The sequence below is a fragment of the Streptomyces sp. MAI_2237 genome, assembly GCF_054189285.1.
Genome location: NZ_JAJPGQ010000009.1, coordinates 63,865 through 87,255, shown reverse-complemented (window position 1 = coordinate 87,255; position 23,391 = coordinate 63,865). Strand labels below are relative to the sequence as shown.

General features: G+C 69.0%; 23 protein-coding genes and 4 pseudogenes. 16 read left to right on the top strand and 11 right to left on the bottom strand.

Annotated elements, in window-relative coordinates:
* The first annotated feature begins 857 nt into the window (after positions 1-857).
* Positions 858-1,364: a hypothetical protein gene (locus tag LN251_RS35665; RefSeq protein ID WP_458248309.1), complete on the top strand. Its 507-nt coding sequence runs from the start codon at positions 858-860 to the stop codon at positions 1,362-1,364.
* A 293-nt stretch (positions 1,365-1,657) separates the two neighbouring features.
* Here the strand turns inward: LN251_RS35665 and LN251_RS35660 are convergent, their stop codons facing one another.
* The 3 genes and pseudogenes from LN251_RS35660 to LN251_RS35650 form a co-directional block, all read right to left on the bottom strand.
* Complete coding sequence (locus LN251_RS35660; RefSeq protein ID WP_458248308.1) at positions 1,658-2,038, bottom strand: lamin tail domain-containing protein; 381 nt, start codon at positions 2,036-2,038, stop codon at positions 1,658-1,660.
* A 375-nt stretch (positions 2,039-2,413) separates the two neighbouring features.
* Positions 2,414-3,967: a N,N-dimethylformamidase beta subunit family domain-containing protein gene (locus LN251_RS35655; RefSeq protein WP_458248307.1), complete on the bottom strand. Its 1,554-nt coding sequence runs from the start codon at positions 3,965-3,967 to the stop codon at positions 2,414-2,416.
* A gap of 708 nt (positions 3,968-4,675) precedes the next feature.
* Positions 4,676-5,731 (bottom strand): annotated as a pseudogene (locus LN251_RS35650) (IS110 family RNA-guided transposase); the annotation flags it as partial.
* A 235-nt stretch (positions 5,732-5,966) separates the two neighbouring features.
* Between LN251_RS35650 and LN251_RS35645 the strand changes: the two are divergent.
* The 10 genes and pseudogenes from LN251_RS35645 to LN251_RS35600 all read left to right on the top strand — a co-directional run bounded on the left by LN251_RS35645 (position 5,967) and on the right by LN251_RS35600 (position 13,705).
* The gene (locus LN251_RS35645) at positions 5,967-6,719 is read left to right on the top strand and encodes a trimeric intracellular cation channel family protein (RefSeq protein ID WP_458248306.1); all 753 of its coding nucleotides are present in this window, start codon (positions 5,967-5,969) and stop codon (positions 6,717-6,719) included.
* Positions 6,716-7,972: a M20 family metallopeptidase gene (locus LN251_RS35640; RefSeq protein ID WP_458248305.1), complete on the top strand. Its 1,257-nt coding sequence runs from the start codon at positions 6,716-6,718 to the stop codon at positions 7,970-7,972. Before LN251_RS35645 ends, LN251_RS35640 begins: the two co-directional genes overlap by 4 nt.
* 496 nt (positions 7,973-8,468) lie before the next feature.
* Entirely contained in the window at positions 8,469-8,894 is a 426-nt protein-coding gene (locus LN251_RS35635) for a pyridoxamine 5'-phosphate oxidase family protein (RefSeq protein ID WP_458248304.1), read from the top strand.
* A gap of 40 nt (positions 8,895-8,934) precedes the next feature.
* Positions 8,935-9,267, top strand: coding sequence for a DUF6221 family protein (locus LN251_RS35630; RefSeq protein ID WP_458248303.1), 333 nt, complete (start codon positions 8,935-8,937; stop codon positions 9,265-9,267).
* Positions 9,267-9,782: pseudogene (locus LN251_RS35625) on the top strand (Mu transposase domain-containing protein). Before LN251_RS35630 ends, LN251_RS35625 begins: the two are co-directional and overlap by 1 nt.
* A complete protein-coding gene (locus LN251_RS35620; protein ID WP_458248302.1) occupies positions 9,782-9,919 on the top strand; it encodes a hypothetical protein in 138 nt (45 codons plus the stop codon). The pseudogene LN251_RS35625 and the gene LN251_RS35620 overlap by 1 nt, the downstream one beginning before the upstream one ends.
* A pseudogene (locus tag LN251_RS35615) lies at positions 9,916-10,092 on the top strand (relaxase domain-containing protein); the annotation flags it as partial. The gene LN251_RS35620 and the pseudogene LN251_RS35615, both read left to right, overlap by 4 nt.
* Before the next feature lie 435 nt (positions 10,093-10,527).
* Entirely contained in the window at positions 10,528-10,776 is a 249-nt protein-coding gene (locus LN251_RS35610; RefSeq protein ID WP_458248301.1) for an antitoxin MazE7, read from the top strand.
* Between the two features lie 3 nt (positions 10,777-10,779).
* Entirely contained in the window at positions 10,780-11,163 is a 384-nt protein-coding gene (locus LN251_RS35605; protein WP_458248300.1) for a toxin Doc, read from the top strand.
* Between the two features lie 1,618 nt (positions 11,164-12,781).
* Positions 12,782-13,705 (top strand): hypothetical protein, encoded by a 924-nt coding sequence (locus LN251_RS35600; protein ID WP_458248299.1) that lies wholly within the window; start codon positions 12,782-12,784, stop codon positions 13,703-13,705.
* 206 nt (positions 13,706-13,911) lie between these two features.
* On the opposite strand, the gene LN251_RS35595 is transcribed toward LN251_RS35600, so the two are convergent.
* The 8 genes and pseudogenes from LN251_RS35595 to LN251_RS35560 all read right to left on the bottom strand — a co-directional run bounded on the left by LN251_RS35595 (position 13,912) and on the right by LN251_RS35560 (position 19,973).
* On the bottom strand, positions 13,912-15,468 hold the full coding sequence (locus LN251_RS35595; protein ID WP_458248298.1) for a hypothetical protein: 1,557 nt from the start codon (positions 15,466-15,468) through the stop codon (positions 13,912-13,914).
* A gap of 261 nt (positions 15,469-15,729) precedes the next feature.
* Complete coding sequence (locus LN251_RS35590) at positions 15,730-16,194, bottom strand: HIT family protein (RefSeq protein ID WP_458248297.1); 465 nt, start codon at positions 16,192-16,194, stop codon at positions 15,730-15,732.
* Positions 16,195-16,343: 149 nt separating this feature from the next.
* Positions 16,344-16,622, bottom strand: a complete 279-nt coding sequence (locus LN251_RS35585; protein ID WP_458248296.1) for a hypothetical protein — start codon at positions 16,620-16,622, stop codon at positions 16,344-16,346.
* Between the two features lie 56 nt (positions 16,623-16,678).
* The gene (locus LN251_RS35580) at positions 16,679-16,951 is read right to left on the bottom strand and encodes a DsbA family oxidoreductase (protein ID WP_458249485.1); all 273 of its coding nucleotides are present in this window, start codon (positions 16,949-16,951) and stop codon (positions 16,679-16,681) included.
* Positions 16,894-17,199, bottom strand: coding sequence for a hypothetical protein (locus LN251_RS35575; protein ID WP_458249552.1), 306 nt, complete (start codon positions 17,197-17,199; stop codon positions 16,894-16,896). Before LN251_RS35575 ends, LN251_RS35580 begins: the two co-directional genes overlap by 58 nt.
* A 199-nt stretch (positions 17,200-17,398) precedes the next feature.
* Positions 17,399-18,925 (bottom strand): hypothetical protein, encoded by a 1,527-nt coding sequence (locus LN251_RS35570; RefSeq protein WP_458249551.1) that lies wholly within the window; start codon positions 18,923-18,925, stop codon positions 17,399-17,401.
* Positions 18,926-19,111: 186 nt separating this feature from the next.
* Positions 19,112-19,441: pseudogene (locus tag LN251_RS35565) on the bottom strand (DUF6248 family natural product biosynthesis protein); the annotation flags it as partial.
* Between the two features lie 157 nt (positions 19,442-19,598).
* Entirely contained in the window at positions 19,599-19,973 is a 375-nt protein-coding gene (locus tag LN251_RS35560; RefSeq protein WP_458248295.1) for a hypothetical protein, read from the bottom strand.
* Positions 19,974-20,466: 493 nt separating this feature from the next.
* Here LN251_RS35560 and LN251_RS35555 point away from each other — a divergent pair, with 493 nt between their 5' ends.
* The 5 genes from LN251_RS35555 to LN251_RS35535 all read left to right on the top strand — a co-directional run bounded on the left by LN251_RS35555 (position 20,467) and on the right by LN251_RS35535 (position 23,391).
* On the top strand, positions 20,467-20,619 hold the full coding sequence (locus LN251_RS35555; protein WP_458248294.1) for a hypothetical protein: 153 nt from the start codon (positions 20,467-20,469) through the stop codon (positions 20,617-20,619).
* 294 nt (positions 20,620-20,913) lie between these two features.
* Complete coding sequence (locus LN251_RS35550) at positions 20,914-21,075, top strand: type I-E CRISPR-associated endoribonuclease Cas2 (protein WP_458248293.1); 162 nt, start codon at positions 20,914-20,916, stop codon at positions 21,073-21,075.
* A 157-nt stretch (positions 21,076-21,232) separates the two neighbouring features.
* Positions 21,233-21,955: a WXG100-like domain-containing protein gene (locus LN251_RS35545; protein ID WP_458248292.1), complete on the top strand. Its 723-nt coding sequence runs from the start codon at positions 21,233-21,235 to the stop codon at positions 21,953-21,955.
* Complete coding sequence (locus LN251_RS35540; RefSeq protein ID WP_458248291.1) at positions 21,952-22,779, top strand: nucleic acid/nucleotide deaminase domain-containing protein; 828 nt, start codon at positions 21,952-21,954, stop codon at positions 22,777-22,779. Before LN251_RS35545 ends, LN251_RS35540 begins: the two co-directional genes overlap by 4 nt.
* 39 nt (positions 22,780-22,818) lie before the next feature.
* Complete coding sequence (locus LN251_RS35535) at positions 22,819-23,391, top strand: SUKH-4 family immunity protein (RefSeq protein WP_458248290.1); 573 nt, start codon at positions 22,819-22,821, stop codon at positions 23,389-23,391.

Here is a 23,391-nt window from a genome sequence, read left to right as displayed (position 1 = left end):
CGTCTCCGGAGTGGAGCGACGGGCACTGAGCGCACGGCTTGGCGCCCTTCGCGAGCGCGACCTGGTCCCTTCGTGACACACACCTTCGAAGAGCTCCTGGAGATGCAACGCTCCGCCGACCGGGCGCACGCGACCGTGCAAGCCCTACGCGACCGGCGATCCGCCCGCTTACGAGACCGCGTGGCAGGCATGGCGCGACCTCGCACGAGATGTACAGGCCGCGGTCACCGAGCCAAGAACAAGAGGAGTGGGTGGATCAGGCCCGGGCGGCGCGCGAGGGGATCGGGCGCCGCGCGTGGTTCTCTCCGGCGCAGTCGGCCCCCTGAAGAGCTCCGCAGGCATCTGACGGGTGGGGGTCGTTGGCCCCGCTGGGAGGGCGCCGACCGCCACGGGCACGCTATGATCGATCTTGAGTCGATCGCCCACTGTGGGCCTTCGAACATGCGTCGGTGGTCTAAGGAAAGACGCCCCGCTTCCTGCGGGGAAATGCAGGTGCAAGGCCTGCCCGGCGCTCCACTGCGCGAGCCCCCATCTCGCCATCACCGGTATGGCGAGATGGGGGCTCGCACCGTTTTGCGGGGCTCAACGATCGCGAGCGGGCGCCGCGCTTCGCCGCGGTACCTCGCACGGTAGGACCGGACGATCGTGGGGCAGCATCTGCTCAGGCGTCGCCCGTCTGTGAGGGATCGTCATGGGTCCTACCCACCGTGTTGCCGCCCGCTCTGCTCACCTGCCTGCTGCTCGCGGGCTGTTCGTCCGTCCAGCTCGGCAACCCAACAGCATCCGCTAGGAAAAAATGACGCCGCCGCAGCGGCACCCGCCACGGCCGGGCGGGGCGGCAGGGGAAGGCGATTCCGGTGGGCGCGGGCTCACGCAAGCACTACACCGTCCAGCACCAGCCGCCAGCCGGCTCGTGTCACTACCGCTACGAGCACGGCGAGCCCTTCGAGGACCGCAAGTGCACCCCTGGCGCGCTCTCTCCGGCGGTGACGCAGGCGAGTCTGAAGTCGACGATCTGCCGCAAGGGTGATTGCACCTCCGGTGTACGCCCCTCCGCCTATGTGACGGGCAAGGAGAAGAGGCTGAACGCCGCCTCCTACGGCTACACCGGCCGCAGGGCCGATGCCGAATACGACCACCTCATCAACCTGCAGCTCGGCGGCGACCCCAACGACCCCCGCAACCTGTGGGTCGAACCCGCCGACCCCGGCCACCGCAAGGGCGCCGGGGTGAACAACCGCAAGGACCCGGTGGAGACCAAGCTCCACACCGCGGTCTGCGCCGGCCAGATCACCCTCGCCGCCGCGCAGAAGGCCGTCGTCACCGACTGGAACACCGCCCTGACCACCCTCCACCTCGGCTGAACCAGAGTCGCGGAGCGCCACACGCACGAACAGGACGCCCCAGGTTGGGCGCGGGACGGCAGATGGGGGAAAGGCCCCGGCTGGACGGGGGAGACCAGCCGGGGCCGGGCGTGGTGGCGTGCGGAGGGCGGTCGCCTTTCGGCTGGGTGCTCCATGGGGCTTCAGCCGGACGATCGTCCCCATGGGCGGAAGGTGAGGCCCGGGGGCACTGTCCCCTCCGCAGCCACGTGTTGATGAACGGTCAGCTCCCCCGAACTGTTCCCGGCCCGCCACGTTTGGTGTGCGGTGCGGCGTCATGCACCGTCAGCGGCGTGCCAGTGGTGGTGTCCGCCGCGGTGGTCGCGGTCGAGGCGCCCCCAGGAGACGGCGTCGATGAAGCGGCCGTGGTCGTTGCGCAGGGTGGCGGTGTCGCTGTAGTTGTCCCATACGTACGCCTGGCGGTCCTGGTACACGTCGGACTCCACGTCCCGGCCGATTCCGGTGTGCACGCGGACCGTGGACCGGCCGTCCAGCCACATGTGGCGGAAAGTGTAGCATTCCCGGTTCAGCGACCGGTTGGAGCGGTCGTCCCATCCCGGGGAGTCGGCCTGCACACCGCTGATGTACACCGCCGCGTGGCGGGGGTAGCTGGAGTGGTGGTCGGCGGCCGCGGCCGGCAGCGCTACGGTCCCCATGGCAGCGGCCGTGACGGCGGTCGATCACCGGCAGGTCATCGACGCGATCGCGTTCAAGTACCGCACCGGGACACCGTGGACGGACCTGCCCGGACACTTCGGGTCAGGTCGGACGGGTGGTGTTCATCCAGCGGGTGTACGCGGGCGACCTCTCCAGCCGCACCATCGCCGAGCCGGTGCGGTGCGTCGACGCACCCCGACGAGGACACTCCGACGCCGCGCTGGAGCGGACGGCGCAGGAACGCGACCGGCTCTTGGAGCACGTCACCGACCTCGTCCGGACGAGGGACGCGCTCGACGCCCTGATCGCCACGGCACGGCGGCACCGCGCGATACTGCGCACGGCGACGGCCGGGTGGCCGCGTGGACCACGGGTCACGCCGGATACAACTCGGCGGTGCCGGCCTGCGGTTCGGGGCGATGCCGGGCGGCCGGGCCCTCGGCGAAGGCGCGCAGGACGTTCTCCGTCGCGCGGGTCACGAAGGCGCGCGTGCGGGCGTCCATGCCGTGGTCGCGGCCCAACTCGCCGGTACCCGCCACCAGGGCCTCCACCCAGCGCATGGTGCCGGTCGCGAACACTCCCGCACCGCCGGGCACGGTGTAGTACGCCGAATCGCTGTGACTGGACCGGCCCTGGCACACCAGCGGCGAGTGGGCGGTGACCTCCAGCATGCGAGGCGTCGGCGCGGACGGTGTGACGCGGTCGTACTCGACGCCCACCAGGTGCGCGAAGGCGTCGCCAGCGCGTACTCCGGTGCCCTCGTGGATCCAGTGTCCGGGCCGGTGGATGACGTAGGGGGCGTCCACGGGATACCCCTCGTAGAGCACACCGGTCAACGACGACTCGGGGTTCGGCGCGGGAGCGGTGCGGAAGTCGGTGGTCACCAGGGCCGGCCGGGACGGGTAGCAGGGGTCGGCCCGGTAGGCGGACTTGTAGCACACCACGGTGCGGCCGGCCGGCCCCGAAGCGGGGTCGAGACGGATCCGGCGGAAGCATGTGTTGGCGCCCAGGAACGCGATGTTGGTGCCCGCGTCCCGGGCCCGGGTGACGTGCGCGCGCTGCTCGGGCGTCCAGTACTCGTCGTGTCCCAGGCACACGACGGCCGCCGCTCCCTCCAGCACTGAGGGGTCGTCGTGGACGTCGAGGCCGGTGCTGTAGGCCAGGGGTATGCCCAGCCGCTCCGCCAGGACCACCGCGGCCCATTCGTAGACCCGGAACTTGCCGGCGCCGTCGCCGGCGTAAGGCCGATCGAAACTGACTGCCAGGGAGCGGGTCTGGTACGCCCCCGACGATCCGGTGTAGAGGCTGGCTCCGCCCCACCGGTTGTACGCCTGCCAGGTGGCCGGGGCGTGCACCAGCACCGTGCGGCCCATGCCCCGGACCGAGCGCACGATCAGCGGAACGTGTCGCTGGTGGCCGGTATCCGCGTCGAGCCGGAGCAGGTACGCGCCCTCTGGCCATCCCGTGGTGTCCAGCGGCAGGCTGCGTCGCCACCCCGCGTACACCGTGCGGGTCTCCGGCAGGACGAGCGGGGCCGGCTGGGCGCGGCCGGGCACCGGCGGCGAGGTCCACACCCGCCGGGCCAGGGCACCGCCGTACCAGCCCACCCGGAACGCCGACACCCGGAACGAGGCGGCCGTCGTCGACACGAACAGGCCACACTCCTGCCCCGGCACCACGCTCACCCGGTCGGTGTAACCCGCGATCGCCTCAGCGGGGCCCTGGGAGGTGATGCGCCAGTCGGGGCTGCCCGGCGCGTCGCGTTCGGCGTCCGGGCGCTGACCGGTGGCCCCGTCGCGAGGGCGACGGCGCTCCGTGGCGTGGTCACAGGCGGCGGCCCCCAGGGCCGTGCCGGTGCACAGGCAGAGGAAGCGGCGCCGTGACACCCCGGTCCGGTCGCCGTGCGACGTGTGCTGTGCTGGAGCCACACCGCCTCCTCGTCGCCCCTTCTCGGTCTGCCGGCCCTAGCCTCCCGGCGCCCCCGCGCCCGCGCAACCGCTGACGAGGGCCGGCCGCGGTACCGGGAGGTCGCCGAGCAGCCGTGTCTCAGGCCGGCCCGAACACGCGGAACCCGTTGCCTTCCGGCCGGCCATCACCTTTTAGGGGAAGTCGCTCCGGCCCGCGTCGGCGGACATCGCGCCGAGGGTGGTCCAGCGGGCCACCTCCGCCGTCTGACGGTGAGCGTCGACGGGGCGGGGCCTCAAATCGAGATGGAGGCAGTGCCGCAGGTTCTTCAGGCGGGGCGTGCGGAGAACTTTCAGGTACGGCCCGGCGCCCTCGATGTCGCCAAGGTATCTCTTTGGTCAAGGTGGGTGAGGCTGTTCCAAGGTGCCTGGAACGATGTGCTCGTGCCTGTTGATGATGAGGCCGTGGCAACGGGAGGGAACGGACCGGAGTGGACGGGTGCGGTCAGTCAGCGTCTCCGTTGCTGCGTCTGTGGTGGGTCGACTGATGGCGCCGAGGACTACGTGCTTGTCGAACTGACGGCGAAGTGCTCTGACGCGCGCCAATGGCTGGGTGCGCATGCGGAGCACCTGAACTCCGTCCTTGCGGAGGGGTTCTCCGTTGAGGTTCACGACATGTAGTGCTGCCGTTGGGGCCTCCGCGATCTCGGTTTCCAGGCAGGCTTGTTGCTGTCACCTCGTTCCGGTTGTCCGAAGTTCGTAGAAGGTGCCGTCTCTGAGCATGGCGAACAGGACGTCGGCCCGGCGTCGGGCGAGGCAGAGCAGGGCCTGGGTGTGGTGCTTTCCCTGGGCAATCTTCTCGTCGTAGTAGGCCCGCGATGCCGGGTCGCCCAGGGCGGCGAATGCGGAGAGGAAGAAGGCTCGTTTGAGCTGTTTGTTTCCTCTCCGGGATGGCTGTTCACCGCGGATCGATGAGTCCGAGCTGCGGGTCGCCGGGGCGAGTCCCGCGTAGGCGGCGAGGTGGCCTGCGGTCGGGAAGGTGCTGCCGTCGCCGACCTCGATCAAGATGCGGGCTCCGGTCCTGACGCCGATCCCCGGCATCGAAGTCAGGACCTTGGAAAGTGGGTGGGCCTCCAGGAGTTCCTCGATCCGCCCGGCCAGCAGCTTGCGCTGGTCAAGGACGGCAGTCAGCGAGGCCGTCAGGCTCGGGACGATCAACGCGCCCGCCTCGGTCCCCGGGACCGTCACGGTCTGCTCGTCCAGAGCGGTGAAGATGTCCTCGACCAGACGCTCGGCCCTCCTGGGGACCTTCGGCCGCAGCAGGGTGACCAGCCGCCGACGTCCCGCCTTGCGGATCTGGGCCGGGGAGCCGAACTGTTCCAGCAGGGCCAGGACGGCCGGGTGCTGCAACCGCGGCCCCAGCACCCGTTCCAGCGAGGGATGGATCTGGGTCAGCAGGCCGTGCAGCCGGTACGCAACCCGGGTGGCCTCGCTGGCCAGGTCGTCGTCGAACCCGACGATCATCTCCAGCTCGGCGATCGTCTCGTCCTCGCTGTCGACCGCCCGCAGTGTGTGCGGCATCGCGCGGGCCGCGTCGGCGATGATGAACGCGTCCTTCGCGTCGATCTTGGCCTCGCCGGAGTAGAGGTCGGCGATCCGCCGCATCATCAGGCCGGGCAGATAGGCGACCGGGCAGCCCATGTCGCGGGCGACGGCCAGCGGCAGGGCGCCGATCGAGGCCGGCTGGTCGACCACGACCAGCACCGTTCCGCACTTGGCCTGGAGTTGCGATGGGCCGTCTTGTTGCCGCAACGTCCTCGGGCATCGACGGCCGCGGCTGCCTGCTGAGGCGCCTGCGCCTGCCCGGTGCGGTGTCAGGGGTACCAGCCGGTCCTGTCAGGCGGAATGCACGACCGGCAGCACCGGCTGGGTGAGTTGGCCGCCCTTGACCGGCTGACCGCCGCCGGCGGAGGGAGCGTTCCGTCCCGGCCGCCGAGGGGTAGATCGTGGCTATGCTCCCGATGTGTCCACCGCACTCGTAATGGCGGACTCCCTGGTCCCCGCCGGCATGGCCGTTGTGACGCGCTACCTCGACCTCGCCGGGGTCTTCTCCTGTGCCGTGCTGGGCGGTGCCGTGGCCCGGACTGCCGGCCTCGACCTGTTCGGATTCCTGGTCGTCGGCATCATCTCCGGACTGGGCGGCGGCCTGATCAGGGACGTGCTGCTCCAGCACGGCACGCCGGTCGCCCTGACCGACTACGCGTACCTCACGACCGCGGTGGCCGGCTCGGTGGTGGTGTTCCTCATCAAGATCAGCGTGGAGTCGTGGAACCGGCTGTTCACCGCGCTCGACGCCGCGGTGATCGGCTTCTGGGCGGTCACCGGCGCCAACAAGACCCTCGCGGTCGGCCTGGGCTGGCTGCCCGCCGTGCTGCTGGGCACGATGACCGCGGTCGGCGGCGGCGCCCTGCGCGATGTCATCCTCGGGCGGGTCCCGGCGGTGTTCGGCGGGAACGGCCTGTACGCCACCGTCGCCGTCGCGGTCGCCGGGGTCACGGTGATCTGCTCCTACCTCGGCCTCCCCGCGCTCGGCGTGGCTCTCGGCGTCGGCCTCGCGCTGGTCTTCCGTTTGGTGTCTGTGCACTACGGCTGGAACCTGCCCAACGGGCTGGACTGGGAGCCGCAGTCCAAAGTGGCCTCCGCGGTGCGCCGCCGCATCGGCCCTACCCCCGGCAACGGGGGAGAGCAGTCCCAACCACCCGAGGAATCATCATGAAGGACCGTGCCTCCATCGTGCTGTCCGGTCTCGACGGCATCCGCTCTGGTCTGGAGGACCTCTACAAGGACCTGCACAGCCATCCCGAACTCGGCTTCGGCGAGCACCGCACCGCGCAGAAGGCCGCGGAGGCCCTGCGCGCGTGCGGCTACGAGGTCACCGACGGCATCGGCGGCACCGGCGTCCTCGGGGTCCTTGCCAACGGCGACGGCCCGGTCGTGATGGGCCGCGCCGACATGGACGCCCTCCCGGTGCGCGAGCGAACCGGCCTGCCCTACGCCTCCACCACGACCGTGACCGGCCGGGACGGGGCCGAGCAGCCGGTCATGCACGCCTGCGGGCACGACGTGCACGTGACCTGCCTGACCGGCTGCGCACGACTGATGGCCGGGTCCAGGGACGCCTGGCGGGGCACGTTCGTGGCCCTCTTCCAGCCCGCGGAGGAGAACGGCGACGGAGCCCAGGCCATGATCGACGACGGATTGACGTCCCGGTCGCCCACCCCCGACGTGGTGCTGGCCCAGCACGTCCTGCCCTATCCGGCCGGTTACGTCGGCACCCGCCCCGGTTCATTCCTGTCAGCTGCGGACAGCCTGCGCATCACCGTGCACGGGCGCGGAGCGCACGGCTCCATGCCCCAGGCGGCGGTCGACCCGGTGGTGATGGCCGCGATGATCGTCATACGGCTGCAGACCATCGTCTCGCGGGAACTGGCCGCCACCACGCCCGCCGTGCTCACCGTCGGCAGCATCCGCGCCGGCTCGGGCCCCAACGTCATCCCCGACAACGCGGTCATCCAGCTCAACGTGCGCACCTACGACGACTCCTCCCGCACCCAGGTCCTGAACGCCATCGAGCGCATCGTCAGGGCGGAGTGCGAGGCGTCCGGCGCGCCCGAGGCACCCGAGATCCAGCGCATCAACTCCTTCCCGCCCACCGTCAATGACGAGGAGCCCACCCGTCGCGTCGCCGGCGCCTTCGCCGCCCGCTTCGGCGACGACGCGCACACCATCGACCTCCAGACCGCCAGCGAGGACATGAGCGAGATTCCCAAGGCGTTCGGCGTGCCGTTCACCTACTGGGGCATCGGCGGCATCGATCCCGCCCGCTACGCCGAGGCCGCCCGCAACGGCACCGTGGCCCAGGACGTCCCGGTCAACCACAGCCCCGCCTTCGCCCCCGTGCTCCAGCCCACCCTGGACACCGGCGTGAGCGCCCTGACCGTCGCCGCCCTGGCCTGGCTCGGCGTCTGAGCGATAGTCCCCCGAGCGGGCGGCAAGCTGCGGAACATGCCAAGGCAGCCGAGTAGGGAGACCACCACGCTATGCCGATGGCCTCTGGTCTTCGAGGGGGAAGACCAGAGACCAACTGTCATGACAAGCCGACGATCGGGATGCCTACGCGGTGCCCGAGCCCACGCCGGAGAAGCTGTAGCCCGCAAGGACACGTTCGATGTCCGAGTGTCAGCTGGCCCAACGCGCGGGGGTCGGTGCGGTCACGCTGCCGTCAACCTCCATCTCAGCCTGGATCGGCATGCCCTTGCCTGAGGCTCCGCTTGCAGGCCTCCGGACACCGGTGAAGCGGTTGAAGATCATGTGGCGGCGTCTTTAGTCACTCCTTGTCGGCGGGCAGTGAGATTCGGGGCCGTATGGGCGGGTGGTCGGGCCGAATGGCCCTGCCCTTGGTCGGCCCGTGCCGGGCATCCTCGAAGGTCTTCAGTGTTGGGTCCGCGGTGTTGAGGGAGCGGCCATGAAGAGTGAATCCGCTGCCGGTACCCGTGCCGCCCGGATGATCGAGCTGGGGCGCGAGGAGTGCCTGGCGCTGCTGGCGGGTGTGCCGTTCGGCCGGGTCGGCTTCACCCGTCAGGCGCTGCCGGTGATCCGCCCGGTCAACCATCTCGTCGACGGCGGCACTGTCGTCATCCGTACCCATCCCGGGTCGGCGCTGGCCTGCCACACCACGGTGGACGAGGTCGTGGTCTATGAGGCCGACGACCTCGATCCGCGCGCCCGGACCGGGTGGAGTGTGATGGTCACCGGCCGGGCCCGCCTGATCACCGCGCCATGGGAGGCCGCCCGCTACCGGGCGCTGCTGATCCCGTGGACCGACCGGGACGTCGACGAGATCGTCCGCATCCAGGCTGATCTCATCACCGGCTACCGCCTCACCCGCTGATTTCGAATGAAGTCTGCTTCCGCCCTTCACGGAGAAGGCCGTGGGTATCGTCAGTGATCTGGCCGCCTTCCTGCGCGCCCGCTGGGACGAGGAAGAAGAGGCCGCTCTGCTCCTCCACGAGCTCGACTGCCTCGCTCTGCAGGCCGGACCGCACACAACGTGCTCATGCCCGTGTCCGGCCGGGATCCGTGCGCATCTGGCGACGCAGCGGCGCATCCTGGACGACTGCGTCCAGCGCGTCCAGCGCGTCCAGCGCGAACGGGCCGCTGGCCCGTGCTGGCCGGTGGACTCCATTCTCGCCTTCACCGTGATGAAGGCCTTCGCGCTGCCCTTCGAACTCCACCCTGCCTGGCAGGGCATCTGGTACCCCTGATGAGCCGCCTGCTGCGCGGGCGAGCAGCGTCCAGCTCGCCGACTGGCTCACCAAGGTCAACCCGCGCATCCACCGCACCTTGCAGGCCCGCCCGGCAGACCGGCTGGAAGCGGACCGCTCCCGGATGCCGGCTTCTGCCGCCGATCGCCCCGCCGGGCTGGTGGGAGGCCTCCCTGCGACTGCCCCGGGACCACTACGTCCGCCTGGACACCTGCGACTACTCGGTGCATCCGCTGGCGGTCGGCCGCCGCATCGAGGTCGCCGCCGACCTGGACTAGGTCCTGGTGACCTGCGACGGCGTCGAGGTCGCTCGCCATGCCCGCAGCTGGGCCCGCCACCAGACCATCACCGACCCGGACCACGCGGCCGCTGCCGCGGCCGCCCGCAAGACGGCTGCCGGCACGAAACCGGCGCCACTGGACGTGACCGAGGTCGAGGAGCGGTCGCTGGAGACCTACGACCGGATCTTCGGCGTCATCGACGGCGGGCTGAGCACGGGTGAAGGGGCGGCGTGATGAGCACGAAGAACGGCACGAACCAGGCCAGGACCGCCCGCGACGTCGGCTCCGAACTCGTCTATCTGACCAAGGCGTTGAAGGCCCCGGCCCTGCGGGACGCTGCTGCCAGGCTCGCCGAGCGGACCCGGCGGTGATCGAGGCCGCACACGAGCGCGCGATCGAGCTGGTGCTGGAGTGGATCGAGGCCGAGGTGGCGGTGATTCGCTACGGCAAGAACGGCATCTACCGGGTCGGGCCGCCCGGTGGTCTGATCGCCGCACGCTTCCGCCATGACGAGGCACGTTCCGGCATGCCACTGCTCCACGACCATCTACTGCTGTCCGTGAAAGGGCAGCGCCTTGTCCACGAGAATGGGCAGCAGATGTCCACCCACTTCGGGAGGCACCTGGCGCGTCGTGGATTCGAACAGCGGGCAGGCGGCCATGCGGTGCCCCTTCTCTTGTTCAGGCGTCCGGCAATCAGGCCGAGAAAGTGTCGACGGCCCTTGACTATCCCTATGCAAATCAGCTGCCGGGGTGTGCGGCCGTCTTCAGCTTCCAGCCGCTGCCGCTGCAGCCGTCCTGCAGGGGAGGGAAGCGGTGTGCCTGCGTCCTGGGCTGGCTGTCGCGCGGCGGAGCCGGCATGGGTGAGGGGTGGCAGGGGCGTCCGAGGTGACTGCGACGGGGGAGGCCTGGGCAAGAGGCGGATGTGCTCGCAAGCGAGTAGGTAGCGCAGGGCGGATACTTTGCGGGATACTATGAGTATGGCTGAAACCACCGTCAAGGTCGATACGAGTACCAGGGACACCCTGCAGGGCCTCGCCGCTGCCGAAGGCCTTTCCGTGAAGGCCTACCTGGCCAAGCTGGTGGGTGAGAAGGAGCAAGAGCGGGCCTTGCAGACGGCGACCGCCGCTTTCCGCCGCGCGATCAACGAGCCCGGCGTGATGGATGCCTTCGATGCCGAGTTCGGCGGGCTGCCGCCCGTTATGCACCACACCTCGCGGGCGGCCTGACCTGTGCCTCCCGTCGTCTACGTCGACTACCGGTGGTTCCTTGAGCGTCAGGAAGATGTTCTGCGGGACGACCTCACCGTCAACGACTTCTCGGTGCTCGTCGGCCTGGCCCAGCGCCATCGGGTCGACCCGCCCCGGCACGATCAGCACCATCCCGACGCCTTCTGGCGGGCTGCGGTGATGTTGGAGGAGTGCGTCCTACTGCGCCCCCTCCCGGCCCGCAATGAGGTGTACGGATACGGGATCGCCGTTGCTTACCTGGAAGCCTCCGGAGAACGCGTGGACACGAAATTCGAGCTCTGGCGGGAACTGATCTACGACATCCGAGAGCTACGGCTGGACTCCTACGGCATCGCCGAGAGGATGCGTTCCTGGCGCCAGGCTTGATCTTGATCAGTGCCGCTCCTTTGACGCTGGAAGAGAGGGAGCAGGTCACCGACGAGCCTGACGTATCGAGGCGCTGAACTCATTTGGCCCGGCGTCTGCATGCTCGCTCGCAGAGTTTTGCCCGGGCCCAGCCAGGTCCGGTCCGCGTCTCCCACCGCGACCAGGTGTTTGATGAGTAGCATCGGGACCGGTACAAGTGACGAGTGACAGACCCTCTTGCTCCTCTCCCGGATCGCCGCGTCGCCTCGAAGCCGGGAGGGTGGACCCGACAGTCAGCAGGTGCGATGTTCGCCGCCCTCGCAGCTTTTCTCGTCACTCGCGACGTCACGTTCGGGTTCTTCATGCGCACGCTGCCCGACTGGGCGTACGAGGCTACGTTCTTCACGGGACTACCTGTGTCGGCTGTTGCTTACGGCCTTGCCGTGTTGTGGCTCAGGCGATTGCCCTAGCAGGGCTCACGGGAGGCTTCAGCGTTGCTGCACGGGCGTCCGGTTCCTGACAGTGCGCCGGCTTGGCGATCATCCCGGAGTTGACAGGCACAGGCTCCCAAGATCATGGAGTCCTACCTTTCAAGCGCGGGTTTCTGCTGGTTATTCGTAAGGTCGGTGGGCCCAGGCGCTCCGGGTATGGCTGTCATGGAGGAGCCGATCGGATGGCTCATAGAACATGGCCGGCCGCCCGCGACGACTCGACCGCCAGTTGGGATGCGCGACTTGATCGCTGTAGGACCACGTCGGCGAGGTCGTCTGCGGGATGGACTGCCGACTTCGCGCCTGGTCAACCCTTCGCTCCGACGCTGCCGTACCGCTCTGGACGCCAGTGGATCCGGTTGCAATCGAGACCACAATTGAGACCACGCACGGTCAGGGCGACGGGTCCTGCCCACCCGGCATCGTCAGTGGCTTCCTGCGTCCGGCCGATAGCGAGATCCACAGCCGACCTCGCGATCAGGCACAACGCCGTAATCTGCGGCGGCATCCGCCACGGGCCGCACCGGGCGGGGCGGGGCCGGCAGTGTGAACTCTCTTTGCCAGAAGCCGACTTCGTGCCACTCCCCGTGCTTGAAGCCGGCCCTCCGCAGGGTGGCGCAAGGGGTGAAGCCGAGGCCTTGTGCAGGCGCACGCTGGGGTCGTTGGGCAGGCCGATGACAGCGATCACGCTCTTGAAGGCCCTGCGCCTCCAAAGTTTTCAGCAGATGCGTGTACAGGGCCAGGCCCCGGCGCTGGTGGCGGTGGGAGACGTAGAGGCTGGCCTCGGCCGTCCAGTCGTGGGCGCGCCGGGCCTTTCAGGGGAAGGCGTACGCGATGCCGGCGATCTGGCCGTCCGCCACGGCGACCAGCGGGGGGTAGCGGTCGCGCAGGCGGGTGAAGTCGTCCAACACTCCTGAAGAGTTTGCAGCTGCGTACGGAAGTTGATCCGTGCTGGTCGCGATGTTTGACGAGGTCGTAGACGGCGGATACGTCCGCCTCGTTGGCGGGACGGACGCAGACGGGGGTGATTCCGCACTGACGCGGTTCCTTCGTTCGGTTCCCTCTGTGCCGTACCAGAGCCGTCCCCCGGGCCATAACGATCCTGGATATCATGGGACTTGACGCCTATCGCCGACTATCTTCACATCATGTCCACGCCACCCGAGGCTTCGCAGCCATCTGATCAGCCAGGCATCCCGGAGACGCCGGAGACGCCGAGCGCGTATCCGCACCCCAAGCCGCAGTCCCCGAATCCGCAGCCCGCGACTCCGGGTGCGCCGGGATCCGACCCGCCGCCGGCTCCCGCGCCCACAGCGGCCCAGCCGAACTTCTACGCCCAGCCCACCCTGGTCGGCCAGCCAGCGCAGCCCCAGCCCCAGCCGGGCAACCCGTATGCCGCGCAGCCCTACTACGGCCCCGTGCCCGTCCCAGCGGCCCCGGGGGGCGGTGGCGGCGCCGGGCGGGCCGTGCTGTGGGCGGTCGTCGGCGCGGTGGTCGCCTCCGCCGCATGGGCGGGCGGCGTGTTCCTCCTCGGCCGGGGCGACAGCGCCGACCTGCGCGGCTACAGCACCCCCTCGAACCTGTGCACAGGCGCGGACTACTCGTCGTTCAAGGACGAGTACCCGAATGACGACTCCTCGCCGCTCCGCAACTCCCTCAAGTCCAATGCGCTGGACGAGAGTTACTGCAGCCTGAGCCTGAAGAAGACCCCGTCCAGCTACGGGGACGCCTATCTCACCATGCAGATGGACCTGCACAAGAGGACCGATCCGGCGGCGGAGTTCACCGCTCTGTGGAAGAACTACCGCAAGAGCCACTCGGGTTACGACGTGGAGATCGTCAAGGGCATCGGTGACGAGGCGTATCTCGTCAGCAACGACACCACCAGCGGCACGACCAGCGGATCCATCTATGCCACTCTCGCCGTCCGGGACGGCTGGATGACGTACACCATGGGGTTCACCGAGTACCGCACGACGTACGACAGTGACACGAGCCCGCCGGATCTCAGCGAGGTCCGTGACTGGCTGAAGTCGGACACCAAGTCCACACTGGAGCAGACCAAGGACTGAGCGCCGGTGCGGTGGCCGGCCGGCGAGCACCACCTCGACGGCCGACCTCGGACAACGGACGCATGGAGCCCCGATCCGTGGGTTTTCGCGGATCTGCACCTGATCGCACCGCGACCCGTGATGAAGAAGGGCACTACACGCTCATGGCACACCTGGCGGTTCGCTCCGGCCGGTGACGCTCGGCGCCACCGGCAGGGAACGGACCGTCAGTGAACGCTGCCGAGGCTCTGCGTGGTGTAGGAGCACTCGGTGTAGATGTAGCCGGAGCTGATCTTGGCGGTGTCCTTGGCGGGCGACGCGGTGGTTCGGTTCTTGGGCTTGTGGACGAAGTAGGTGGTGCCCGCTGGCAGGCTGATGGTGCGCTGGGGGTAGCTCTTGCCGCTGGAGCAGGGCTTGAAGCCGGGGGTGATGGTGTCGGTGAAGGAGTAGGCCTTGCAACTGCCGCAGGCCTTGAGGGTGAAACTGCCCGTGACGGGGCCGGTGTAGAGGACGGTGATGTCGTCGGGACTGTCGTTCTTCACCGTCACCGAGATGCCGCCGCCGGAGGCGGTGGTGGGCAGCTTCTTGCCGGCGGCCGGGATGGTCTGGGCGATCTCAGCGGCTATGGCGATCTTCTGGGCGCGGGCCCGGTTCTTGTCGTGCTTGTGAGCGGAGGCGAAGTTGGTGAGGGTCTGCTGGGCCTCATCGAAGTCGCCGTGCTTGTACTGGTGGACGCCGCAGGCGTAGTCACCGGCGTCGGCCTTCGCGCCCGCCCGGTCGGCGTCCTTGTCGAGGTCGCTCGACTGCTCGCCCGCGCTGCCGGACAGGTCGCCGATCTGGGTCTTCAGCTCGCGCAGCTGGGAGACGGCGGCGCACGGGTCGTCGCCGTGTACCTCCTTGGTGGCGGCGTCGACGGCCGAACTCACCGCGGGGGCGACCTTCGCGGCCGGCTCGGAGTCGGGGAAGGTGTCCAGCAGGTTGCCGTACTGCGTGACCCAGTCCGAGTCGCCACCGGACATCCGCTGCGAACCGCACTCGTACAGCGAAGTGGCGAGCCGGTCGTCGGGCCATGTGCGCAGAGAGCCGATGGCGTCCTTGGGCATGGTGTCGGGCACCGTGCGCAGGTACTCGAGCGGTGCGACGGCGTCGCAGTAGTTCTTGTGGCCGTAGGCCGCGCCCACCGTCGCGTAGTAGGTCCTCATCCGGTCGGGGACCTCGGCCGCCGCGCGGGACCCCGAGTGGTGGATCGCGAGATTCCGGTAGGTCTCGAGCGCCGACCTGTAGTCGGACTTGCCGCTGCCGAACGAGTCCCGGCCGGCCGCCGTCACCAGGTCGTCGGCCTTCTGGAGCCGGTTGAGGAGGGCCTGCTCGATGGCCTCCTGGCGGGCGTTGTCGTACAGCACGGACCCGCCCACCGGTACGGCGAGCAGCGCCACGCCCAGCAGGATCGCGATCGGCGACCGTCCAGGCCAGGCCAGGCGCGTGCGCAGTGCGACGACGGCGCCGTGGACGGCGGTCAGCACCAGGAACACGACGTACAGGCCGAGCGCGAGCCCGGGCACGCCGTCGGCGTCCGCAGGCAGCGCCATCAGCAGCAGGACGACGGTCGCCGCCCAGCACACGGCGGCCAGGACCCAGCGGCGCATCAGTGCGTAACCCAGGCCCAGACCGCTGAGGTTGAGGAGGGCGACGGCGACGGCCCGGCCTGCGTCCGGCGGCGCGGGCGGAGGACTCGACGGCATCGGCGGTACGAATCTGTTCTGGCCGTAGAAATCCCCAGACATGGTGGGCTCCCCCCCGTCAATACAGCCCGCTTGCTTATGAATTGGCAGTGTACGGCCAATGGTGAGGAGCCGACAGGCCAGATCCTCGCGAGCGACCAGCCCTGGTCCAGCGCCTACACCCGGCAGACGCACCCAAGCCCCTGGAGGACCTGAAGAACATCCAGCCCTGCCCCATGAATCTCATGGCTGGTGAGGATGCGGGGCCGGTTGAACTAGAACGGAGCTCGGCCGTACAGGATCTGGCCTTCGACCCACCACACCTCACGGATGCCCGTAGCGGTATCCGTTGCGCGTAAGGCCGTCCCTGACCCGTGCGGCGTCGTCATCCAGGTCTGCTCGGGACCGATCCAGCCACGTGACCTCCAAACGGAACCGGTCGTCCGGGGTACGGGGGAAAACGTGCACGTGAAGGTGGAAGACCGTCTGATCGGCCACCTCGCCGTCGGCGAGAAACACGTTCACTCCCTCACACGGCAGCCCGGAGCGCCGCAGTGCCCGCGCCAGCAGATGGACGACCTGAAACAGGTGCGCCGTCAAGGTCTGGTCGATGTCCTCCAGGCCTGCGGCGTGCGCCTTGGGAATGACGAGGAGATCTCCGGGCGCGGCCGGGCGGATCTCCATGAAGGACAGGACCCGGGCGTCCTCGTACACCCGGCTGGCGCGCACCCGGCCTGCGACGATGCCACAGAAGACGCAGGCCGCCGGATCCGCAGCGAACAACCCCATACGGCCAGCATGCGACATCGCCCCTCCCCCCTGCCCCCTCGTGCACGAGGGGGGTGAGAGCCAGTGCCGAGGATGATGCGGCCGACCGTGTCCCACAGCGGTACCGATGCGGATACCGGCGTTCCGCACCCGGGACTGCCGGCCCCCGCTCAGGCGCGGCGCACCCGCCAGAGCCATGTCGGCGTGCTGGCCAGCGGGCCGTCGACGGACGGCGCGCCTAAGGTCCTGCCCCAGGATCCACACGTGTGCTCGGCGGGGTCGGTGGTGCGGGCCGTGATGCCCGCCGCGCTCAGGTGCGGGGCGGGGGAGACGGCCAGGTCGCGGTGGACGACCGCGCCCTGCCACTCGTCACGGAAGGACCGGGCGACCTGACGGGAGAAGGAGGCCTCGCCGAGCGTAGACGCGTCGATGTGCAGCAGATAGGACATGGAGAAGTCAGCCTTTCAAATCGATCAAGGGTGGATCGGGGAGTGACCGCTGGAGGTCAGCTGCGGGCCGGTACGGCGCAGCCGTCGGGGCCGCAGACCGCAGCGTCGGCGCCGGTCGCGAGGGTGAGCGGGTGGGATGCGTCCCAGGCCGTGCGCAGAACGTCGAGAAGGCCGTCGCTGTCCTGCGCTCCGGGGACGCCGTACGTGCCGTCGATGACGATGAAGGGCGCGCCGGTGGCGCCCAGGCGCTGGGCGCGGTCGGCATCGTCGCTCACCTGCCGCTGGTAGCGGTGCTCGGTGAGCGCCCGGCGGGTGCCCTCGCGGTCCAGGCCGATCTCCTGGCCAGGTCGAGCCGGTCGTCCAGGCTGAAGACGGGGCGGGTCTGGCCGAAGTAGGCGCGGAAGATCGCGTCCCAGGCTTCGCGGTTCTTGCCCTCGGCGGAGGCGTGGGCGAGGAACTCGTGCGCCAGGTCGGTGTTGCCGACCAGGTTGTCCAGCACCCTGTAGGGGGCGAGTCCCTCGGCCTTGGCCAGCGCCTCGAACCGTCGCGTGGACGCCTCGGCTTGGGAGCCGCCCATGCCGTGCACCTATGTGCCCCAGCCGGTAGCGGCTACGGCACGCGGCCGAGAGGGCAACGGGAAGCCTGAGCCGCAGAGGGGTCGCCGCAGTCAGCGGGTCAAGTCTGCTCGTCGCGGGCCCCGGCGGCAGCAAATCCACACCCTGATGCAGAAGACGGGTTCATGCACCCTGCACTGGTTGTGACACGCGGACGGCGTGTCAGTTCCCACCGTGGGACCGTCGGATAAGCGCTACGGCCACCCCACCCGCCAGCAGCAGTGCGCCGGCCGCCCGGGCGATCCAGCCGCCGCCGAATCCGGTGTCGGCCAGCGGTTGGGACCCTGCAGAAGGGCCGCCCGAAACGGAGCCGGACGCTCCGGCCGTGCCGCCGCCCGCGGAGCCGCCCTGCGCCAGCCGCAGGGTCAGCGCCGCGCTGTCGTTGGAGTCGTCGGGGTCGAGCCCCGGCATGATCTCCAGCGTGCGGACCCGGCCCGTGGAGACGGCCGGGGTACGGGGGCCGATGGCGACGGTGAACGACAGGACGTGTCTGTCCCCCGGGGCGGGTTCGCCGAAGTCGCACTGGTAGGAGGACCGGCCCATCCGGGGGCCGGGGTCCGACCCGTCGTCCGTGGGCGGCGGCTGGCAGTTGTCCGGGATCTTCGTGGCCTTCGTGCCCGGCGGCAGCTTGACGAGGACCGGGAGGGAGGCGTAGTCGTCTTGGACGAACTGCACCACCGCCGGCCCCCGGTCGATCACCGTGGCGTGCAGCGTGGCGTGACCGCCGCGCCGCCCGGTGACGGTGTCCCCGGTGACGGCGAAGTCGGCGTGGTTGATGCTGTTGACGTAGGTGGTGAAATACGGGGTGGTGTTCCCGTCGGACGGCATCGCGCCACTCGGGACCAGGCTCAGCGGGGTCCCGGGGCCGTTGGCCGGGGCGGCACTGGTCAGCGGGGTGAATTCGTAGAAGATCTTGTCGCGCCAGGCCTCGTCGCCGACCTTGACGCGCAGCGGCGACGACAACGCGTACTGCCGGCCGGGCTCCACCGGGGTGGGGAAGTCGCACAGGGTCTCGCGCACGATGTGCCCCCCGCGGCCGCTCGCGGACACGTCGCGGCAGTTGGCCCAGGAGCCCTGGAGGTGCAGCCCGGCGGTGGTGTCGATCCGCAGCTGCACCCCCTTGGCCGCGGGGAGTTGACCGTTGTTCCACACGTGGAGCGGATAGGTCAGCGTGTCGCCCGGCACCTGGTCCAGCTGGTCGGCGGACGCGCTCACCTTCAGCTGCGTCTTGCCGTTGGTCAGGGTGAGGTGGTCGCCGGTGACGGTGGCGTCCGACGCCGTGCCGGAGACGGTCACGGTGCCGCTGCTGCCGATGGCCGCACCGGGCTTCGGCACCAGCGTGATGGCGTGGAAGTCCGAGGTGGCGGACGCCAGGTCCAGCGTGCAGAGGTTGCCGTTGCAGTGCTGCGACGGTGCCGGCTCGGCGAAGTCGGCCACTTTGGACAGGTCGACGGTCAGGTGGACGTGGTGTGCCGTGCCCCCGCCGGCCACCTTCCACCGGTAGACCACGTTCACAGCGGCCGGCTCCGTCCCGATGAAGACCTCGTGCTCGGTGAACCGGACCGTCATCTCTCGTGCGGCGTCCGCCGTGTCGGCGCGGGCCGGACCCGTGCCGAACACCCACGCCACCAGCGCCACCGCGCCCGCCGCCGCCGTCGCGACCGCGCGTACCCGTGATCGTCGTGCCATCCGACCGAAACCTTCCCCATGCGCCGGGAGGGGCCCGGCCCGCCGTGCTTCACCGGTGTGACCCGCGAGGTGCGGAAATGGTTGCGGCGGAAGGAGCAGATCCGGACGTCCCAGGGCAGCAACGCCATGCTGTCCTTCAGGGCTGGCTGCAGGCCGGTGTGCCGGGACGGTCTGCTGGGCGCCAGCGGGTTTCTCGGGTTTGCCCGTGTCAGCGGTTTCGTCGACGTCAACCGGGTGAGGGCAGGGGCAGAGCCACCGGCAGGGCCGCTGGCCCGGTCCGTACCGGATCACGGCGACGACGAACCCTTGGGCGTTGGTTATGGTGTCGGCGTGCTCGTCGACGCGGGGGCCGCCGGCGCTGACGCACCGGCCGTGGTACCCGGAGGCACAGCCGGGGCAGATGCCGCGCTCGCAGGAGCACCAGCGGTGGAAGCCGTGGGGGTAGGCGTCGTCGACCTTGCGCAGTCCCTTCGTCCAGGCGTGCGCGCGGACCCAGGCGCCTTCCTCCTCGGTCATCGGGGAGGGCATGGTGGAGGGAATGGGGTCGAGGATGCCCATGCTCGCGGCGCCGATGTGACGCAGGCGGGTCGTCATGCTTCGTCTCCGAACAGCGTTGGGGTGGTGAGGAGTTCGTTCATCCAGGCCAGGAGGCGAGGGAGGTTGGTATCGGGCCTCAAGGCGAGGTAGGTGCCGTCGCAGCCGGTGCAGCCGAAGGCCTGCGCGATGCGCAGCCGCCGGCGGGAGTTGACGCGGCCCATGTGGACGGCCAGTCCGCGCTCCCGGGCCTCAACGGCCAGGCGGTGGGCGGCGGGGAGGTCTTCCAGTCGGTGCTGCCGGCGAGGAACAGCACGTCGATCGAGTCCCAGGGGATGAGGCCGTGCTCGCTGCCGTCCTGGGCGGCCAATGCGGCCGGGATGCCCAGGGCGCGGAGGTCTGGGCCGTAGCGGTCGACGGTCGCCGTCAGCCACGCGAACCAGGCCGGCTCGCCGGGCCAGCCCTTGCCGAACTTGCCGTTGTCGCACGCGTACAGGGCGCCGGGCGGGATCACATTTCCCTGGGCCGGGTCGTCATGCAGGCCAGCAGCCCGGCCTGCATGACGACCCGCCGTCAGCTCCGGATGGCGTGGCCACGTACAGCACGGCGGACAAGTGGGAGAAGGGGAGGAACAGGAGCTGAGGGCATGGATGCGCGCACGGGAAGTCCTTCCGAGGAGACGGTGAGGGTGGCTCAGCCGAGGGGGAGTTGGACGGCGGAGCCCGAGACGAGGCCGTCCCAGTGCTCCTCGAAGTTGTCGTCCTGCTTGTTGATCACGCGGGCGGGGGCAGTGGTGAAGAGTTCCTCCGCCATCGGCCAGCCCTTGGCTCGGGGACGGAGCCAGGCTCGGGCACGCCCGTACGGGGGGTCGTGCTCGAAGTCGACGCCGTGTCGCTCGGAGATGGAGATCAGCCGCTGGGCGAGCTGGTGCGGGCGGCCGATGTCGACGCCACCACGCGGCCGTTGGCATCCCCCCGGACGCCCGCCTTTGGCGGGCGGTCGCCCGCATGCTCGGTTTCACCCACGACCGTCACCTCCCCCAACCGATACGGACCAGCACCCACCTCGCCGAAGGATTCGCCCGCACCGTGCCCTGGGGCGCCGCCCTGAGCACCTTCATCAAGACCGAACGACTGCCCGGAGAACTCGCCAGCCGCTAAACCAGAAGTGACCGGCGACCGAAGGGGCCACAATTGCCCCCTTCGAGGTACCACCGCAGAACCACAGCGGCCATGGGCCCAACGAGCAACGCCATCTTGAGGCCTGTGACCGCGAACTATTCATGTCTTGTGTCCGGTTCGGTCGCGGAGGGGATGTGCCTCTACCTCCTCATGCCAGAGCCGACACCGAGGACGGCGTCTGCGAACGCAGCGACGCACGCATGGTCTGCCTCTGGGACCCCCAGACCGGGTTCCTGTCTGCTGGGGTGAACTGTGCGCCGAGCGGAGGCTGAGATGCCCTCCATGCTCGTCATCGCCATTACCGCCGTCCCCGATCGCCTACGCGGCGCCCGCCGCCGGTGGACCACCGAGGTGGTCCCGGGTGTCTTGGGTCGGCACCGTCTCGGTCCCCGTCCGCGACCAACTCCGGGGGGCCGTCACCCAGCTCGTCGGTGACGGCGCAGCGCGAGTGTGCCCCGCCCAGACCTGGCTGCTCCACAGATGCGTTGAGGCCGACGCTGTTGGAGGTATCAACAGGGTGCGTTTGCCCTACCGTTGCCCGCGCTCTACTAGCCTGCTGAGCTGGTTTTTGCTGTTGCCGGACGGGGGCACTGTGGCTATTGAGCTGCCTGAAGAAGTCGTTTCCTTCCTGCAGTTCATCGGTGTGAACTGGCCGAATGTGAACGAGGACAAGGTTCGTGAGTTCGCGTCCCACGTGCGGGACTTCGCGGAGAAGCTGGACGAGACGCACCAGGATTCCTCAGCGACACTCAAGCGGATGGCCGATGTGTACCAAGGGCCATCGTACGAGGCGTTGCTGACGAAGTGGTCGCAGTTGTCTTCCGGCCACATGTCCGAGTTGCTGACGGCCTGCCATACGGTTGCGACCGCACTCGACGTGGCGGCGGACGTGATCGTGGGCATGAAGGTGGAGGCGATCGCAGAATTGGCGGTTCTGGCCGCGTCGTTCGTGGCGGATCAGGCGGCAGCGGTGGCAACTCTCGGGCTCGCGGAGGCGGCCGAGGTGCTGATCGTGGAGGCCGCCGAGAAGCTGATGGACTACCTGGAACAGCAACTGGAGCAGTACATCATCGGGCAGGTCATCGAGGCGGCCGTGGAACCGCTGGTGGAGGTGGTCGGTCGGGCGGTGAGCGGACTGGTGTTCCAGGCGGCGGAGTCGGCAGCGGGTGTCGGCGGCGGCGACGCGGGGACGGGTTTCTCCATCGACCCGGAACAGGTGCACACCCGCGCGGAGTTGATGCACGGTCACGCGGAGAAGGTGACCGCGCACGCCGAGGAGTTCAAGTCCAAGCTGGCGGGGGTGAGCTTCGAGTGACCAACCAGATCGTCAAGGCACTGGAGCACGCCGCGGAGAAGACCGGCAAAGCCGTCGGAGAGGACGCCGGCAAGGCCGTCAAGGATCTCTATCACGACACCGGGAAACGGCTGAAGAGGGTCGCGGACAACCACCTCGAGACCGATGCGAAGCACGCGGCGGAGCTAGAGCGGATCGCCAAGCGTCCCAGAACCGAGGAGACGCCGGTCTACCACATGGCCGACGACGGAAGCATTCGCCGGTTGAACCCTGACCGCTCCCATTCGGACCTGACGGACGCGGACCGGGCGAAGCTCGGGCTCGACAGCACCTCGATCGGACGTCCGGTCAAAGGTGAACGGAACGCCAAGCTGAAGGACAGGAGCGAGGGGCGCACTGATCCACGGCCGAAGGCATCTTCCCAGCAGGTTCCGCTGGGCAGCACCGACCTCTCCCAGGCCACCCGGCTGGCCCGCCACGCGGATCGCAGTTACGGCACCCACAACAAGGACGGGGAGTTCACGAGTAACAACTACGCGGCCGCGCGGGTGCGCAGTGCGGACGGCAGCGAAGACTTTGTTCTCGTTGCCCGCAGCAATGGGCGCCGGCACTCCGAGCGGATGATCGGGACGCCGTTCCTGAGAGAGGGGGAACCGGCGCGAATACGCCATCTCTATACGGAGCGAGAACCCTGCAGTACAGGGGCGAATTGCAGCTCATGGATGGCGGAGAGATTCCCGGGAACCGAGGTGAGCCATAGCGTCGAATACGGCGACAAGGCATCCAGGGAACGCGGGAATGCCATCATGGAGAGCTATCTTGACCAGCTGAAACTAAGTAGATAAGATCTTGTGAGTTATCTACTTTCGGTGAGATTAGGGTAAATGAGTAGCAACCTCACTCGTGGCATGCTCGAGGCCGTGTTCGACCCGGGCGAGCTGATCAGGTCGCCGGAGATCATTCTCGGACCTGTGTCGGACGCGGATGCCCGGGATGTCCTGGGAGCGCTGGGTATTCCGGTCTGGGAGAACCCCTGGTTCGACCTGGATGACGGGATCGGCGAGCGACTGGAGCGGGTCGCGGAGTGGGACGGAGAACTCTCCGACCGATTCGACGAGGTCCCGCCGGGGGCGGACGGCTGGATCGGTCTGGGGATGATCCCCTATGACGATATCGCGTTCGACCCGGATACCGGCAAGGTCTACTGTCTGCCTCAAGACAAAGAGATCTATCTCCTGAACAGCGGGCTGCGGTCATTTGTTCATTTCCTGTACCTCCTCAAGTCTGAGAGCCCGAACTATGACTGGGAATCGCATGGAAAGGAAGAACTTGAGGCTGTACGCCTGCGCATCCGGGAAGAGATGAGTTCCGTGGATCCGGTCGCTCTGGAGAACCCGGATTCTTGTTGGTTCGATGTCCTCACCTACATCGTGGACCCGGAACATCACTTCGAATGA